The organism is Bdellovibrio bacteriovorus, from assembly GCF_002208115.1.
In the GTDB taxonomy this organism is placed as follows: domain Bacteria; phylum Bdellovibrionota; class Bdellovibrionia; order Bdellovibrionales; family Bdellovibrionaceae; genus Bdellovibrio; species Bdellovibrio bacteriovorus_C.
The window spans coordinates 205,995-220,414 of sequence record NZ_CP020946.1 but is presented as its reverse complement, the minus strand read 5'-3'; the positions used below and the strand labels follow the sequence as shown (position 1 = coordinate 220,414).

The 14,420-nt window shown below is 50.4% G+C and carries 15 protein-coding genes and 1 other RNA gene; 9 read left to right on the top strand and 7 right to left on the bottom strand.

The annotated features are described in order from the left end of the window. Nucleotides 1-4 precede the first annotated feature (4 nt). Nucleotides 5-307, top strand: coding sequence for a hypothetical protein (locus tag B9G79_RS01090; RefSeq protein WP_088563906.1), 303 nt, complete (start codon nucleotides 5-7; stop codon nucleotides 305-307). 15 nt (nucleotides 308-322) lie between these two features. Here the strand turns inward: B9G79_RS01090 and B9G79_RS01085 are convergent, their stop codons facing one another. Both B9G79_RS01085 and B9G79_RS01080 read right to left on the bottom strand, forming a co-directional pair. Further along, complete coding sequence (locus B9G79_RS01085) at nucleotides 323-901, bottom strand: NAD(P)H-dependent oxidoreductase (RefSeq protein WP_088563905.1); 579 nt, start codon at nucleotides 899-901, stop codon at nucleotides 323-325. Further along, entirely contained in the window at nucleotides 898-1,344 is a 447-nt protein-coding gene (locus B9G79_RS01080) for a DoxX family protein (protein ID WP_088563904.1), read from the bottom strand. Before B9G79_RS01080 ends, B9G79_RS01085 begins: the two co-directional genes overlap by 4 nt. A gap of 64 nt (nucleotides 1,345-1,408) precedes the next feature. On the opposite strand from B9G79_RS01080, the gene B9G79_RS01075 reads away from it, so the two are divergent. Beyond that, nucleotides 1,409-2,011, top strand: coding sequence for a TetR/AcrR family transcriptional regulator (locus B9G79_RS01075; protein ID WP_088563903.1), 603 nt, complete (start codon nucleotides 1,409-1,411; stop codon nucleotides 2,009-2,011). 186 nt (nucleotides 2,012-2,197) lie between these two features. Next, entirely contained in the window at nucleotides 2,198-3,427 is a 1,230-nt protein-coding gene (locus B9G79_RS01070) for an NADP-dependent isocitrate dehydrogenase (protein WP_088563902.1), read from the top strand. 56 nt (nucleotides 3,428-3,483) lie between these two features. On the opposite strand, the gene B9G79_RS01065 is transcribed toward B9G79_RS01070, so the two are convergent. The 3 genes from B9G79_RS01065 to B9G79_RS01055 all read right to left on the bottom strand — a co-directional run bounded on the left by B9G79_RS01065 (nucleotide 3,484) and on the right by B9G79_RS01055 (nucleotide 8,323). Next, complete coding sequence (locus B9G79_RS01065; RefSeq protein ID WP_088563901.1) at nucleotides 3,484-6,204, bottom strand: hypothetical protein; 2,721 nt, start codon at nucleotides 6,202-6,204, stop codon at nucleotides 3,484-3,486. Continuing rightward, nucleotides 6,204-7,421, bottom strand: coding sequence for a hypothetical protein (locus B9G79_RS01060; protein WP_232468962.1), 1,218 nt, complete (start codon nucleotides 7,419-7,421; stop codon nucleotides 6,204-6,206). The genes B9G79_RS01065 and B9G79_RS01060 overlap by 1 nt, the downstream gene beginning before the upstream one ends. A gap of 146 nt (nucleotides 7,422-7,567) precedes the next feature. Continuing rightward, nucleotides 7,568-8,323, bottom strand: coding sequence for a hypothetical protein (locus B9G79_RS01055; RefSeq protein WP_088563900.1), 756 nt, complete (start codon nucleotides 8,321-8,323; stop codon nucleotides 7,568-7,570). Nucleotides 8,324-8,551: 228 nt separating this feature from the next. Between B9G79_RS01055 and B9G79_RS01050 the strand changes: the two genes are divergently transcribed. Next, nucleotides 8,552-9,121, top strand: a complete 570-nt coding sequence (locus B9G79_RS01050) for a lipocalin family protein (RefSeq protein WP_088563899.1) — start codon at nucleotides 8,552-8,554, stop codon at nucleotides 9,119-9,121. Here B9G79_RS01050 and B9G79_RS01045 read toward each other — a convergent pair. Then, nucleotides 9,090-10,028, bottom strand: a complete 939-nt coding sequence (locus tag B9G79_RS01045; RefSeq protein ID WP_088563898.1) for a hypothetical protein — start codon at nucleotides 10,026-10,028, stop codon at nucleotides 9,090-9,092. The genes B9G79_RS01050 and B9G79_RS01045 overlap by 32 nt on opposite strands. 56 nt (nucleotides 10,029-10,084) lie before the next feature. Then, nucleotides 10,085-10,450: a hypothetical protein gene (locus B9G79_RS01040; protein ID WP_038450262.1), complete on the bottom strand. Its 366-nt coding sequence runs from the start codon at nucleotides 10,448-10,450 to the stop codon at nucleotides 10,085-10,087. Nucleotides 10,451-10,916: 466 nt separating this feature from the next. Between B9G79_RS01040 and ffs the strand changes: the two genes are divergently transcribed. The 5 genes from ffs to mglA all read left to right on the top strand — a co-directional run bounded on the left by ffs (nucleotide 10,917) and on the right by mglA (nucleotide 14,413). After that, nucleotides 10,917-11,015, top strand: an RNA gene (gene ffs, locus B9G79_RS01035) — signal recognition particle sRNA small type. Nucleotides 11,016-11,045: 30 nt separating this feature from the next. Then, nucleotides 11,046-12,863: a DNA polymerase III subunit gamma/tau gene (dnaX, locus tag B9G79_RS01030; RefSeq protein WP_088563897.1), complete on the top strand. Its 1,818-nt coding sequence runs from the start codon at nucleotides 11,046-11,048 to the stop codon at nucleotides 12,861-12,863. Between the two features lie 13 nt (nucleotides 12,864-12,876). Beyond that, nucleotides 12,877-13,200 (top strand): YbaB/EbfC family nucleoid-associated protein, encoded by a 324-nt coding sequence (locus B9G79_RS01025; protein WP_011166039.1) that lies wholly within the window; start codon nucleotides 12,877-12,879, stop codon nucleotides 13,198-13,200. Nucleotides 13,201-13,205: 5 nt separating this feature from the next. Further along, nucleotides 13,206-13,820, top strand: coding sequence for a recombination mediator RecR (gene recR, locus B9G79_RS01020; protein WP_088563896.1), 615 nt, complete (start codon nucleotides 13,206-13,208; stop codon nucleotides 13,818-13,820). Further along, nucleotides 13,820-14,413: a GTPase MglA gene (gene mglA, locus B9G79_RS01015; RefSeq protein ID WP_011166041.1), complete on the top strand. Its 594-nt coding sequence runs from the start codon at nucleotides 13,820-13,822 to the stop codon at nucleotides 14,411-14,413. Before recR ends, mglA begins: the two co-directional genes overlap by 1 nt. Nucleotides 14,414-14,420 lie beyond the last annotated feature (7 nt).

Below are 14,420 nucleotides of genomic sequence, written 5' to 3'. Positions count from 1 at the left end.
AGCTATGAACGCTCTAATGCGTAAGAAGAAAGAATGGGAATTCCAAAACGAACGATACTTTATGAGTCTCGTCGAAACCTCAGCTGATGTTTCTGTTGAAAGCGTGAAAAAGGCCGGTCAAGTAACAAGCTTCCTTCTGTACCTCGCGTACAAATCCACAAGGATGATGCTTGCATTGGCGTCTTGGACGATCAATGGACCGAAACTGGTGCGCTATTCAAATCCAGAAAAGTCTTTCGAGACTTTGGAGACAGAAACCAAGCTGTTGGAAACCCGCTTACAAAACCCTTTCAGTCTGCAAAGGTAATCGGTGGAAGGGGGCTTAAATCCCCTTCTTTCCCAATTCGTAAGTTTTTTGCAGGAAGGCCTCTATCTGTGGGGCCTTTCTGTTTTTGACTTCATCAAACTGTGTGACCTTCACCGGTTTGACGCCACAGAACTCCAACACGGTGGTTTTCATCATATGAATCGCCGGATTCCAATTTACAAACTTGTTCCACCACCATGGTGCATCCGTCGTAATAATCAGTCTGCCCGTGCGACCTTTCAACAAACGATCCCACAACGGATTGTCCTTGCGATACTTAAATGCAAAACCCGGAAGCAGGACTCGATCCAGGAAACCTTTTAACAAAGCCGGCACCGTTCCCCACCAGATGGGATGAACGATCACAATGTGTTCCGACCACAGGATGTCTTTTTGAATTTGAACCAGGTCAGGCTCTAGCTCCTGAATCTGCAGATAACCTTTATGCAAAATTGGATCAAACTGCAAACGTGACAGATGCACCAACTTCACGTCAAATCCGGCATCCTTCGCACCATCAAAGTATTTTTGCGCCAAGGACCCGCAAAGTGCTGCTTCGTTCGGATGACCGTTCAGGATCAAAATCTTTTTCATGCGACACCCCCCACATACAAAGCGGCAATGAAAGCGGCCTGCACCAAACCGCGCTGAAGCACTGACAATGGCTTGGCACCCCGGAAGCGGATGTCATGCTTGGCGGCATAGTAATTGGCCGGGAAAACCAGAATCAAAAACACAATCAGCGCCTTGGCGGCAAAAGGACGCGTGACCGGATCTGCCAGATCCACGGCGCCCAGAATTTCCAGCGCCCCGGTCACATAGACCAAAAGCATTTTCGCCGGCAACACCGGCGGAATCATTTTCACGAACTCATGACGAAGCGGCGTAAAGTGACTGACCCCGGCAAAGAAAAAGACCTGAATCATGATCCACAGAGGGACCTCCCTCCAGGTGGCCAGCAGTCCGCCGGCCTTGGCCGCCAGCGCCAACAAAGAAAACACGATTAACATACGGTAAAAGGCATTGAGCTTTTTCATGTTTACAATGTTAACATTAATGTGACCATTGTAAACATAGAAAAGGGGTGCTAGTCTTTATTTCATGGCAAAGACATATCATCATGGTGACCTTAAAACGGCCGCCATTAAAAAGACGGTTGAAATCATTCAAAAAAAAGGCGAAGCCGATTTTACTTTACGCGAAATCGCGCAAAGCCTCAAAGTGAGCCACACCGCTGTTTACCGCCACTTTAAATCCAAGCAGGATCTGCTTTCACATATCGCCGAAGAGGGTTTTAACAACCTTATTGCCGCTTTTGAAAATTCCACCGCAGGCCTTCGCAGCCCCCGTCAGCGTCTCACGGCTTTGGGAAGAACTTATATTGAGTTTGCCTTAAGCCATTCAGGTCATTACCGGGCGATGTTTCATCAGGAGCTTCGCTGCGCCAAAGACCAGCGCGCAGAGCTTGAAGCCGCGGGCTATAAGGCCTTTGCGATTCTGGCCGACTGCCTGCACGACGGCATGAAGTCCCAGATCTTTAAAAAATCCAATCCCGAAGAGGCGGGCCGGTCGGTTTGGTCCGGCATTCATGGTTTCTCGGTTTTGATGATCGATGGTCAATTCCAAAGCCTGACCAATAAGGCCGCTTTGAACGAAGCTATCGACGGCCATCTGGTCTTTCTGGAACGAGCGCTTTTGAAATAGAAGTTTTTGAACTCTTCCGAGATTTCAATACTTTGCGTTAACAGGGCATTCACTTCAGTTTTGTGGCTTAAACAGCCATTCAGGCGCTGTCCGAAGGTTTTGATGCCCTGTTTTTCTTTGTCATCGCGGCAGGGGCATTCTATATTTTCAGGGCTTCTATAATCCAATCACAAAGGACACCGACTTATGAAAAAAATCAAAGTTGCCAATCCCGTCGTTGAACTCGACGGTGATGAAATGACAAGAATCATCTGGAAATTCATCAAACAACAATTGATCCTTCCATACCTTGATATCGACATTAAGTACTACGACTTGGGCATGGAGCATCGTGATGCCACCAACGACCAAGTGACTGTTGACGCTGCGGAAGCGATCAAAAAGTACAACGTGGGTATCAAATGCGCGACGATCACTCCGGACGAAGCTCGCGTAAAAGAATTCAACCTGAAACAAATGTGGAAGTCCCCGAACGGCACTATCCGTAACATTTTGGATGGTACTGTTTTCCGTGAACCAATCATCTGCAAAAACGTGCCTCGTTTGGTTCCTAACTGGACAGCGCCCATCTGCATCGGTCGTCACGCTTTCGGTGACCAATACCGTGCAACTGATTTCGTTACCAAAGGCAAAGGCAAGCTGACTGTGACTTTCCAGCCTGAAAACGGTGGCGAAACGATCACTCACGAAGTTTACAACTTCAAAGGTGATGGCGTTGCATTGACCATGTACAACACTGACGAATCCATCACTGGTTTCGCACGTTCTTGCTTCAACCAGGCGTTGAGCAAAAAATGGCCGTTGTACCTATCCACTAAAAACACCATCCTGAAAAAATACGATGGTCGCTTCAAAGACATCTTCGAAGAGATCTATCAAAAAGAATTCAAAGTGAAGTTCGATGCTGCCGGCATCACTTACGAGCACCGTCTGATCGACGACATGGTTGCTTCCGCTTTGAAATGGAATGGTAACTTCGTATGGGCATGTAAGAACTACGACGGCGACGTTCAGTCCGATACCGTGGCTCAGGGTTTCGGTTCTTTGGGTCTGATGACTTCCGTATTGGTCACTCCAGACGGTAAAACCATGGAATCTGAAGCAGCGCACGGCACAGTGACTCGTCACTACCGTCAGCACCAGCAAGGCAAGCCAACTTCCACGAATCCAATCGCTTCCATCTTTGCATGGACTCGCGGTCTTGAGCACCGTGGTAACCTGGATAACAACCAGGAGCTTGTGAAGTTCGCTCAGACTTTGGAAAAAGTCTGCGTTGAGACTGTTGAAGCTGGTTTCATGACCAAAGACCTTGCCGTTTGCATCTATGGCGACAAAGTTCCAGCTGACAAGTACATGAACACTGAGCCGTTCCTGGCGAAGTTGGATGAGAACTTGAAAAAAGCTCTTTCCATGTAATTGATTTGTCCTAAAAGACAAAATGAAAGAGGAGCCCCGCAAGGCTCCTCTTTTTTTTATTTCTGCAGAATCATCCGGCGCACTTGTTTTTGCACGCTTTCATCCACCGCCATTGGAGTCACCTCAAGATAGGCTTCAATCAGCTTATCCTGAAGTACCAGCAGGCGCTTCATGTTGCTGGTATATACAATTTCCCCACGAATGACTTCATCAGGAGATGGCAAACGGGTTTCGTAAAGCCCGTCTTTATCCGGCCAGGAAAAGACCAGATACTTTTCTTTGCCCTCCTCCTTTTCTTTAGGCTCTTTCACTTTGATTTTACCAGCAAAGTCCAACCCCAAAGCCTGCTCAAGGGCCTGAGTCTTAAGTCCGGAAAGCGCCTTCTGATAGTGAGTTCGCAACCCTTCGACCGGAATACGCTGTCTGATCACGAAACCAAGAAGGTTCTTGTTCAAAATCCCATTGCGACGGACGGCACACGCCAAACGCTGGCTGGGAAGATTGTCTTCCCTGCATTCTGTGACTTCACTCAAGCTGCCAAACTGATCCGCCAAACCCGGCATCAAGGGCTCTCCAGCCATCAGACTTTCCTGGGCAATCGCGGACTGCACCAGAGACAGCGCATTTTCAAGCCAATAATTAGATCTGGCCCAGCTGATATTGTAGCGCTCTTTCAGAGTGTTGACGTCTTTTTCTGCCGCCAGCCAATCAGCCTTGTCATAAGAAAGAATTGGATGAAGCACCAGCAGATTTTCCACGTAGCGTTCAAGCCCCTCCGTTGAAATCAGATTGATCAGGTCATACTGTTCAACACCGTGAACAGCTCCTTCACCACGGATTGCATATTCAACCTTACGTCTTAAAGAATCTGCATTGACCGCCGGAAGATGCAAACCCGTCAGCATGACCGGATAAGAAATAATCTTTTTGCTTTGAAGAGCTTCCACCAGAGGCTGGTAAATATCTTTGTGAAAAGTCGCCAGCTCGTCATTGCGGAAGTTTGCCACAAACTGAACCGGATTTTCGTTGGCGTTTTTGCTGCCAAAAGCTTTGGTCATGCTTCGCTGGCAGGTTTCATAGTTAGACTCTCCCGAGGAACGGGCAAATCGCACCAGCGCTCCTTTTTCCTGCAAAGAGGTTTTCAGAAGCTGCCTTGTGGCCTCAACGGTACGAACACTACCCAAGCGATACGGCTGGGAACGATCAGCATTCATGCTGACACCGTATTGAATCATCTTTTCGCAAGAATTAATTTCTGAGTGCGTGAGAAGTCTTTGCGCCTCGATATCCATCACAATCATGGACTTGATTTCTTGAAGCTTGCGCATTTCTATCTTGTGATAAGCTTCAACAACAACTGCGAGTTCGCGGATCATTTTCATGGTTTCAAGCTGAATTTCGATCATCTGCTTTTGCAGTTGTTTGATTTCTGCAAGCTCACGACGGATGGCCTTAAGGTCGGCCGCCATTTCTGCCTGCATCGCCGCTCCGGAAACAGCCCCCATCAATGCCGGCCCCGGACCACCAGCCACCATGCTCATCGCACCGATCAATCCTCCAGAGGCATAAGCGCTCATCACCGACTGAGTCAGATTTACTACCGAGGCCACAGTGCGAGCCGTATCAATAGCCTTTTGCACACCCGGATCAATTTTGATTCCCAGCGTGACCGCCAGTTTTTCCGTCGCATTCAAGATCGTGTCCAGACGACCGGCCGCCGAAGCTGCACTGTTAACAAATGTTTCAATATTCTTATTGATGGCCTGTGGTTCACTTAAAGGCCCTTGCCCCTCGGCGGACTGCAGATTCCCGGTCAGGGCGTCGCTCATCAAGCGCAGAGATTCCACACGGGTCTCTGGGCGGAACTCAAGCTCCCATTTGCTTTTTTTGATTTCCTGAAGGATTGCTTCCATGGCGCCTTTGGCCGACTTCCAGTCGTCGCCCATCTTTTGACGACTGTCCTGGATCAGCTGAACCAAGGACGCGGCTTCACGCACCTTTGCAGCAATATCTCCGACCTCACGGGCTTTCTTAATCAGCTCTTGGATGCTGGGTTGCTTTGCCAGGTGATCCACCACAGCCCCGGCCACAAGCCCGATAACAACCAGCTTGGTGTTGTCTTCGTCGTGGAAACTATAAGCGGCAAGAATTTTGTCGTAACGTTTCAGGATCTCAACTGTATTTTCAATGGCCTCAGCGCGAGGACCCTTAACAGCAGCAGAAAGTTTTTTCTGATCCTCGGGGCTTAGCTGCTGAATGTAGGCCGGCATCAGTTCGGTTGCCAGCTTCTGCGCTCTTTCAGAGTAAGTTTTCAACAGACTGTCCATGGCCTGATTCTGCCTCTGAATCTGCAATTTCAAATTGAAATCATCCCTGAGGCCCTTCGCACTAAAGGACATCTGGTTGTATTTATAGTTCAAAGTAAAATTCAAAACCGAGGGATCATTTCGGAAGCCCAGGGTTTGTAGCAGATAAATGTTTTTAGCCATCTGACGGTCACTTTCAAGTGCCGCAAGAACAGTGTCATCAGCCGCATTGGCTGTCAGATACTTGGAGCGATCCTGCTCTGACAAATACGGGATCAACAGCTCGGCCAGGGCTGGGTTCGGGCTTCTGCCCGCCGCCACCTGTTCCCAGAATGGAAATAATGATGTGTTATCGAGAATATCGGCGCTGTCCCCTGTACGAACGATCTCCCGCACTGTCTCTTTTTGAGGGGCACAAGCAGACAAGGTCAGCACCACACTTACCGTCAGGGGAATAAGTTTGTTTTTCATTATAAACCTCCAGAGAATCGATCGCGGGTCACACAAGAAGTGCCTTTGCTCCCCACCGTTAGACAGAATTCACCCAAAATACCCACAGCGCCTTGTTGGCCTTTAAGGCCGGTAGCTCCGCTGGCACCATCTGCTCCAGCTTTCGCTTTTCTGCAAAGAGGCGCAGAAGCTCCTGCCGGACCACCCAAGCCTCCCGGCTGGCCTTTGCCGCCCTCACCACCCTCGCCTCCTTCACCAGGAACAAAGACGACTTCGTAGTCAAAGAACCTTGCTGATTGCAGCGTCAGATAAAGTGAACCGGAAGAACCTCCTTGGAAGCCATTGAAGCCGTCGGCACCCGCTACGCCATTCGCACCTCTCTGACCGTCGGTAGGCTGTCTGACACAGCTCGGACGCTCGCCACCGTTATCAAGGCCGCCCGGAAAACCCGGATGAAATGCTCCCGCCGTGCCACTGGCAGCTTGGGCCGGACGCTCTTGAGTCGCATCAATGCCTTTTTCACCACGAGAACCGCGATGTCCGCGCATTTCAATTTTCAACAGGCCGGTCGCATATTTAAAATTCAGAATCAGACGTCCCCCACCCTGACCAGGAACCTTTGTGGTGTTGGACATTTCAATGTCTTTAGCGGTGAAGGTTTGAAGGCTTGTGTAAGCGTCACTGCGAAGTTCATCGGCGTCAATCTGCAGGTCACGCCCCTCAGTGATCAGGACAGCTCCCTCTTTCAGAATCAGTTTGCGAAGCTCAATACGATTGGATTCGATTTTGAAATCAGAGATACGAACAGATTCTGCCAAGGTCCAATCCTTTAAAACCCGAACCTCTTTAACCAACTGGCCGTGATTTGTGTGAATGACATATTTATAGTGCCAAGGGCGCAGGTCATTGCGTGAGGTGGTAAGACGATCAACAACATCCACCCCGTTGACCGGAACGCTGACCGAAGTGCCCGAGCTCACTTCGAGTCTTTCGACCGTCTCGATGCCGAAAGAACTGTTATCTTTGGTGATACGAACCATAACTGCACCGGGCTCTGCTTCACGATCTAAAGACACTGTGACGGAGGGCTCTGAAGTGGACTTCGAGTCCGGATTCTGAGGGTCGTCGGGATTTGCAGTCTGAACGACTTCTTGGGGACGGTCGCCGTTGGAGTCAGAACCCGGCTGACAAGCCGCCAGAACCAGAGCAAACGGAAGGACGGTAAAAAGTGATTTCATAGCATCTCCTATTTTCGGAAGTAGGAGATATCAAGTCCCGGGCCAGACTCGCGGCCCCGCCAGCTCAAATAGAAACGCCGAAGAGGGTCTTCGGCGTCCGGTCCGTCCAGATTCAGGGACGGACAATCTTGGATATTAGATTAAAATCAGTTGCAGCTTTTGCCCCAGGTGTTGGCGGTTCTATCACCCACACCAATGTGCAAAGAGGCGCTGCCATAGTGACCAATCGCACGCAGGCGTTTGGCTTTACGCATTTTGCAAAGCTCGCGGAAGGCGCGGTCCGCTTCACTGTTGCTGGCGAAACGAACGTCGATGGAAGTTCCGTACGGATGGCGACCGGCGGCCCCGCCGACGTTTTTGTTGTAGGGCTCAGGTCTCCACCAGTTGTAGATCTGGCTGATTTTAAGGCCTTTCGCAGAAAGATCCTGAAGGATGCGCACACCCGCGATTGGATATTTCCAGGTGCTTTCATCCGGGTGAATCAGGTTGTGCGCCTGGGACGAACCGTAGGTGCAACGGAATGTGTTCACACTGCGTGGATTCGGACGAACCAGCTCATCACACCAGGAAGAGCCGTTGGTCTCTTTGGAGCATTTTGCAAGGAACTCTTCTTTTTTGGACAGCCCCAGGTTCACTTGCTTTTTTTGTGACGTGGAAGCTTTCACACAACCCAGCGCCTGAATGTCTTCGCTGATGGCTTCCGTAATGTCGTTGTGAATGTGATCGGCGATATCGTGACTGTCTTCGACCGTGGTGTCTGTGGGGTCGGTGATATTTTGGGAATCGTTTTGTGCTGAAGAAGTGCTGGAATAGTTCTGGAAGTCTTCTGATCCGCCCTGACATCCGATAAGAGGCAAGCCCAGAGCGACGATCATAGTGATAGCGTGATTCTTAATTTTCATCTGATCTCCTTCATTGCGTTTTCGCAAGGAAGTGTCAGCCTACAATGCTTACATATTTTTCATAGACAGGACCCTCTCGTTCTGGAGGAAGGGTTAGTAAAAAGCGAGGCAGCTTTAAATAAGCGCATCCAGTTCAGAGAATACTCTGAAAGAAGATTTGTCTTTTAGCACAGGACCAACCCCTTCAAGACCAAAAGAGGTATAAAGTTCAAACACCAAGGAGTTTTCATGAAGCCACTGCTGTTGTGCTTACTGTTGTTCTCTTCCACGAGCTTCGCCTTTGCCGCAGATCTGCCGGTGGTGGATCAAGTGGACATTCCCCGCTATATGGGAAAGTGGCACGAGATCGCCTCGATTCCTCAATCTTTTCAAAAACAATGTGTGAGTAACACCACCGCAGAGTACGAACTACTGACCGACACCAACGAAGTGAAAGTTCTGAATTCGTGTCAGACCGCCAGCGGCGATCGCAGTCAGTCTGAGGGCCGTGGCAAAGTCGTGGATCCCACGACGAACGCCAAACTGAAAGTGACGTTCGTAAAAATTGGCGACCGCTGGATTTACATTTTTGGAGGAAAGTACTGGATCATCCGCTTGGATGAAAACTATCAGTTCGCGGTGGTGGGCCACCCAAGCCGCGATTACGGCTGGATTCTGTCACGCACTCCGGATCTGCCCGCCGCGACACTGAAGGACCTGACGATATTTTTGCAGGACAAGGGATATGATCCCTGCAAGTTCCTGACAACCCCGCAAGACGGAGGACTTACCGAACAGAAGCCGCTTTGCCAACTGTAGGCGGTAAACTTTCAAGCTCGCGAATCAGATTCTGGTTGGCGAGTTCCCATTCCGGCTCTTCGTCATCCATCAGGTCTTCGGTCAGCATACGAAGCACCGAAAATAAAATCCAGTCCGCCAGCTCCCCGGCCTGAACCGAAGTTTCGGGCCACAGGTGCCGACCCACGAAAGCCCTGGTGGGCGCGAGCTTGGCGTGATCTTCGGTCATAAGATGTTGCCACTTGGGATCAGGATCAGAAGAAAAATCACGCATCCGAATATAGTTATATTGAAAGTCATCAAGACCATCGTGATAAAGCGCTTTCACCATCGCCCGGCGGTCATTGAAGTGATACACAGCCAGCACATCAGCAAAGAATTCCGAATACGCCCCCATGCGCGAACTGATGTGACGAAACTCGGGCGAATAGTAAAGCGCCGTCGAATCACCGACAAAATTCACATCCGAAGCCCCTTTTAGAATTGCCAGCTTGCGTGCCGAAAGATCATCCAGCTTTGCAAAAAGATTTTTATACTCATCCCCGGCCGACTTGCGAAGAGCCTCGTGGAAAATCGCATGACCATATTCGTGAGCCGCACTGACGTACAAATTTGAAAGCGGCACTTCGTAACTGCGCCCGTACTTTCCGTAAAACAACATACGATAAGGCACCTGCACGATAGAGCCGTTGTCAAAGCTGGCATTATCAGAAGGCCCCCCGATCACAAGATTCACGGAGGCGGTGGATTGAAAGGTCTGAGCCATTTCATTGAAGATGTCAGACAGACTTGCCGCCAGTTCACAGTCCTGGTGCTCGAGAAAGATCACTTCACGAACTGCACCGTTTACGCCTTTGCAGGAACCCACAGTGGCCGCTTGAACCGGAGAAACGGAAGAAAGAAGAAGGGAAATAAAAAAGCTCAACATGCCCGGAAATATAGACACGTTGAGCTTTATTCGAAATAGGCGTGGAAAGAATTACCCTATTTTACCTTAACTTTAATCTTGGCGTTGGTTTTAGAGCGGCAAGTGGATTCCATCGCAACGGTGGAGCACTCCATTTTTCCGCAGCTCAGGGTCAAGACACGGTTTTCTTTGTTCAGATCTTTGGTTTCAGCTTTCCAATCGGCGCAGGCTTTTTTCCAATTCACACGGGCTTCTTTCAGGAGTGGAGCTGCATCGCCTTCGATTTCGTCTTCGCTTTGGATGACTTCGTACTCGTTTTGAGTTTTAGAGCCTTTTTTGATTTCGATGGTGGTGTCGCCATCAGCCGGGATGTCTTTCACGCCGACGGATTGAGCAAAAGCAAAGGAGCTGATCAGGGACAGGGAAAGGATCAATTTCATCATAGGATTCACCTCGGTAAGTTGAATAATCCTCGCGCAAGGAATGAGGAACAGCAAGCAACGACCCACCCCAACAATTCCCAGTTAACCCAACAATTCCCAGTTAACCCTCTCCCCCGCTCCCCATCCCCGGGGGGAAAGGGGCCAAGCCCCAAAAAGGCGGCGCCGAAGGCCAGCCAGAAAAACCGCGGCGCCCGCAGGGCCAGCCAGAAAATCCCCAAGCACCACCGCCCAGTTATCCCATTCCCCAGTATTTTCGATAGCTTCGGGTATTTCAGTTAGTTTGGGAGGGGAACCCCCGAAGGAGGGCCTCTGGCGGGGCCCGGACGGCCCGAACCGGGGCCCCGCCCCGGCGCCAGCAGAGCCCGGACGGCGTGCCCGACGAAGCGGGGTTCCCCTCCCAAACTAACTGAAATGCGCGGCGAGTTATCGAATGTAATCCCCCCACCAATGGGATACATCCAGCGGTGGCCGGGTCCCATACAATAGCTCTCTTGACGAATCCCGCTAGGTCCGGAAGGAAGCAACGGCACTCGAGGGACTATGTGATATGGGGTGCTCGGCCACTTTTTTTCCTGTTTGTGATGAGGGGTGGGTTTTGTCTTATCAGGTGATTGCACGCAAATGGCGTCCCCAATCATTTACCGACGTTGTCGGGCAAAATCATATTACCCAAACACTTTCCAATGCCCTTAAAAACGGTCGCTTGCCTCACGCCCTGCTTTTCACAGGTCCGCGTGGTACAGGAAAAACCTCTTCCGCTCGTATCCTTGCCAAAGCCCTTCGCTGCCCGAATGCCCAGAACTTTGTTCCGTGCAACGAGTGCGATTCCTGTAAAGAAATCGCAGGGGGTTCCAGCATCGACGTGATCGAAATCGATGGAGCTTCCAACAACGGTGTGGATGCGATCCGTGAGCTTCGCGACACTGTGGCTTTCATGCCTTCCAGTGGAAAATACAAAATCTATATCATCGACGAAGTGCACATGCTTTCCACCAGCGCCTTCAACGCCCTGTTGAAGACATTGGAAGAGCCGCCTTCCCACGTGGTGTTCATCATGGCCACCACCGAAGTGCACAAGATCCCGCAGACGATTCTGTCCCGCTGTCAGCGTTTTGATTTCCGCCGTATCTCCACCCGCTCTATCACCGAGCGCCTGAAACTGATCTGTGATCGTGAAGGCGTGACAGCGGATGATGAAGCTTTGTGGGTGGTGGCTCGTCAGGGTGATGGATCCATGCGTGACTCGCAAAGTTTGCTGGATCAGGTGATCACTTTTGCCAACGGTCCTTTGACCCGCGCCAGTGTGGTTGAAATCCTGGGACTGACGGACCGGGCTTTGCTTTTTGAAACTTTGAACGCTCTGATTGATCGCAACTCTCAGGCGGTTTTGAAAGTGATTGAGAAAATCGCTGCGGCCGGTTTTGAGCCGCACTTGTATTCTCAGGATCTTTTGGAAATGATCCGCAACCTGCTTCTGATCAAGGTGTCTGAAGCGCAAGCCAGTCAGATTCTGGAAATGCCGGATTCTGAACTGCAGGCTTTGAGCGAAATGGCTCAGCGTCTGCCGGAAGAGGACATCCACATGCTCTTCGACATGGCTTTAAAAGGCGGTTCGGACATTCCTCGCGCCCAGGATCCTCGCATTGTGCTTGAAGTGACTTTGCTGCGCATGGCTTCTGCTCCCAAACTTGTGGATCTGAAGACTTTGTTGCAAGGCGGATCTATTCCCACTCACAGCGCAGGTGGGGCCAGGCCCTACGTTCCGCCGGTAAGCCTTCCCGTAAAAGGACATGATCGCATCGAGGAATCCCAGAAGGTTCTTGATGGCCCGACCGGCCTTGAGGCGATGAAGGCAGCGCTGAACAAAGCTTCTTCCGCGGCCTCTTCCCTGAAATCAAATCCCGCACCAGTGGCAAAGCCTGCGGCGACCGCACCGGCCGCTCCGGTTCCGGCAGCTCAACCAACTCCGGTTGTTGAAAGCAAACCGAAAATTGCCTCTGGTTCCACCTCTAAAGAGCGCTGGGTGAACTTTGTCGAACTGCTTCGCCAGGACGACGCTTTGTTTGCAGCAAAAGTGGAAAATTTACTGTTTGTTAAGGAAGAGGGAAAGCTGATCAGCCTTGGCGTTCCTGTGAAATTGGCCTTCCTGAAAGACCAAATGGCTGACGCCCAAGTGCGCAAAAAACTACAGGGATTTATTGATTCGTACTGGGGTGCTGGGTATTCTTTTGAAGTATTGATGAGTCGTGATCAGGTCGGCGAATCCGCCCAAGCCATCCAGCAGAAAAAAGTGCAGATGGCCGAAGAGGATCTGCGCAACAAGATCATTGAAAACCCGATGGTTAAAGCCGCTCAAACCGTGTTCAAGGGACAGATCAAGTCCATCGTTGAACTGAACAAGCGCGGCCACTAAAAAAGGAGATTTTATGAAGGGTATGCCCGGCGGAATGGCCCAGCTGATGAAGCAAGCCAACCAAATGCAGATGAAAATGAAGAAAGCCCAGGAAGAACTTGCAAAAGTTGAGTACGAAGCGACTTCCGGTGGCGGCGCTGTAAAAGTAAAAGTGAACGGCGACCACTTGATCACTGCTTTGACCATCGACCCTGAAGTTTTGAAAGCTGGCGATGTTGAGATGCTTCAGGACATGATCCTGTCTGCAACCAACGAAGCAGTTAAAACAGCCCGTGATACTTCCGCTAAAGAAATGGAAAAAATCACTGGCGGCCTGAATATCCCAGGAATGTTTTAATTTAGATGTTACACATTAGCGCCCTTGAAAAATTAGTCCACGAGTTGAGCCGTCTGCCTGGTATCGGGCCAAAGACTGCTCAGCGTCTGGCTTATTACATTCTGCGCACCGGGAACGAATACCCGGAACGTTTGAGTGAGGCGCTTTTGCGCGTCAAGGCTGAAGTTCACGACTGCCCGACCTGCTTCAACTACACCGACACCGATGTCTGCCGTTATTGTGAGGATTCTCACCGTTCCGACGAATCCATCTGTGTCGTGGAAGAACCATCCGATATCATGAGAATTGAATCTTCGGGCGCGTTCCGTGGCCGCTACCATGTTTTGCATGGGGCGATCTCTCCACTGGAAGGCATTGGTCCTAAAGAATTGAAAATCAAAGAGCTGATCGACCGAGTTGAAGACGGTTTGAACGGCACGGGTCCTGCGATCAAGGAAATCATCCTTGCATTGGATGCGGACCTTGAGGGCGACACCACCATTTTGTACCTGGCGAAGCAACTGCAGGGCAAAGGCTTGAAACTTTCTCGCATTGCCCATGGAGTTCCTATTGGCAGCGACATCGATTTCGTAGATGATAGAACGATGGGTCGCGCCCTGCAAAACCGCGTGGAGCTGTAATGTCCTTTATTAACTACAATGCCAAAGAAATTCACTGCAAAGTCGTGTACTACGGCCCCTCCTTGGGCGGTAAAACCACGAACATCCAGTGGGTTTATCAAAAAACAGCAGAGGACCAAAAATCCAAGCTGGTGGCATTGAATACGGACATTGAGCGCACCTTGTTCTTTGACTTCCTGCCACTGAACGTCGGTGACATCCGTGGTTTTAAAACCCGCTTCCACCTGTACACCGTTCCGGGTCAGGTTGTTTACGATGCTTCCCGCAAGCTGATCCTGAAAGGACTGGACGGCGTGATCTTCGTGGCGGACTCTCAAATTGAGCGTATGGATGAAAACTTAGAGTCCCTGCGCAATCTGGAAAGAAACTTGGAACAACAAGGCTATGACATCCGCGAAATCCCGCTGATCATGCAGTACAACAAGCGTGATTTGCCGAACGTGGCGTCCCTGGCAGAGCTTAGAAGCGCTCTGAACCCTTATAACGCCCCTGAAATCGAAGGCTGCGCTTCTGAAGGCCGTGGCGTCTTTGAATCGCTTAAAACCGTTTCTAAATCCATTATCAACGTGTTGAAAGGTGGCACCACTCTATAGAGTTTGG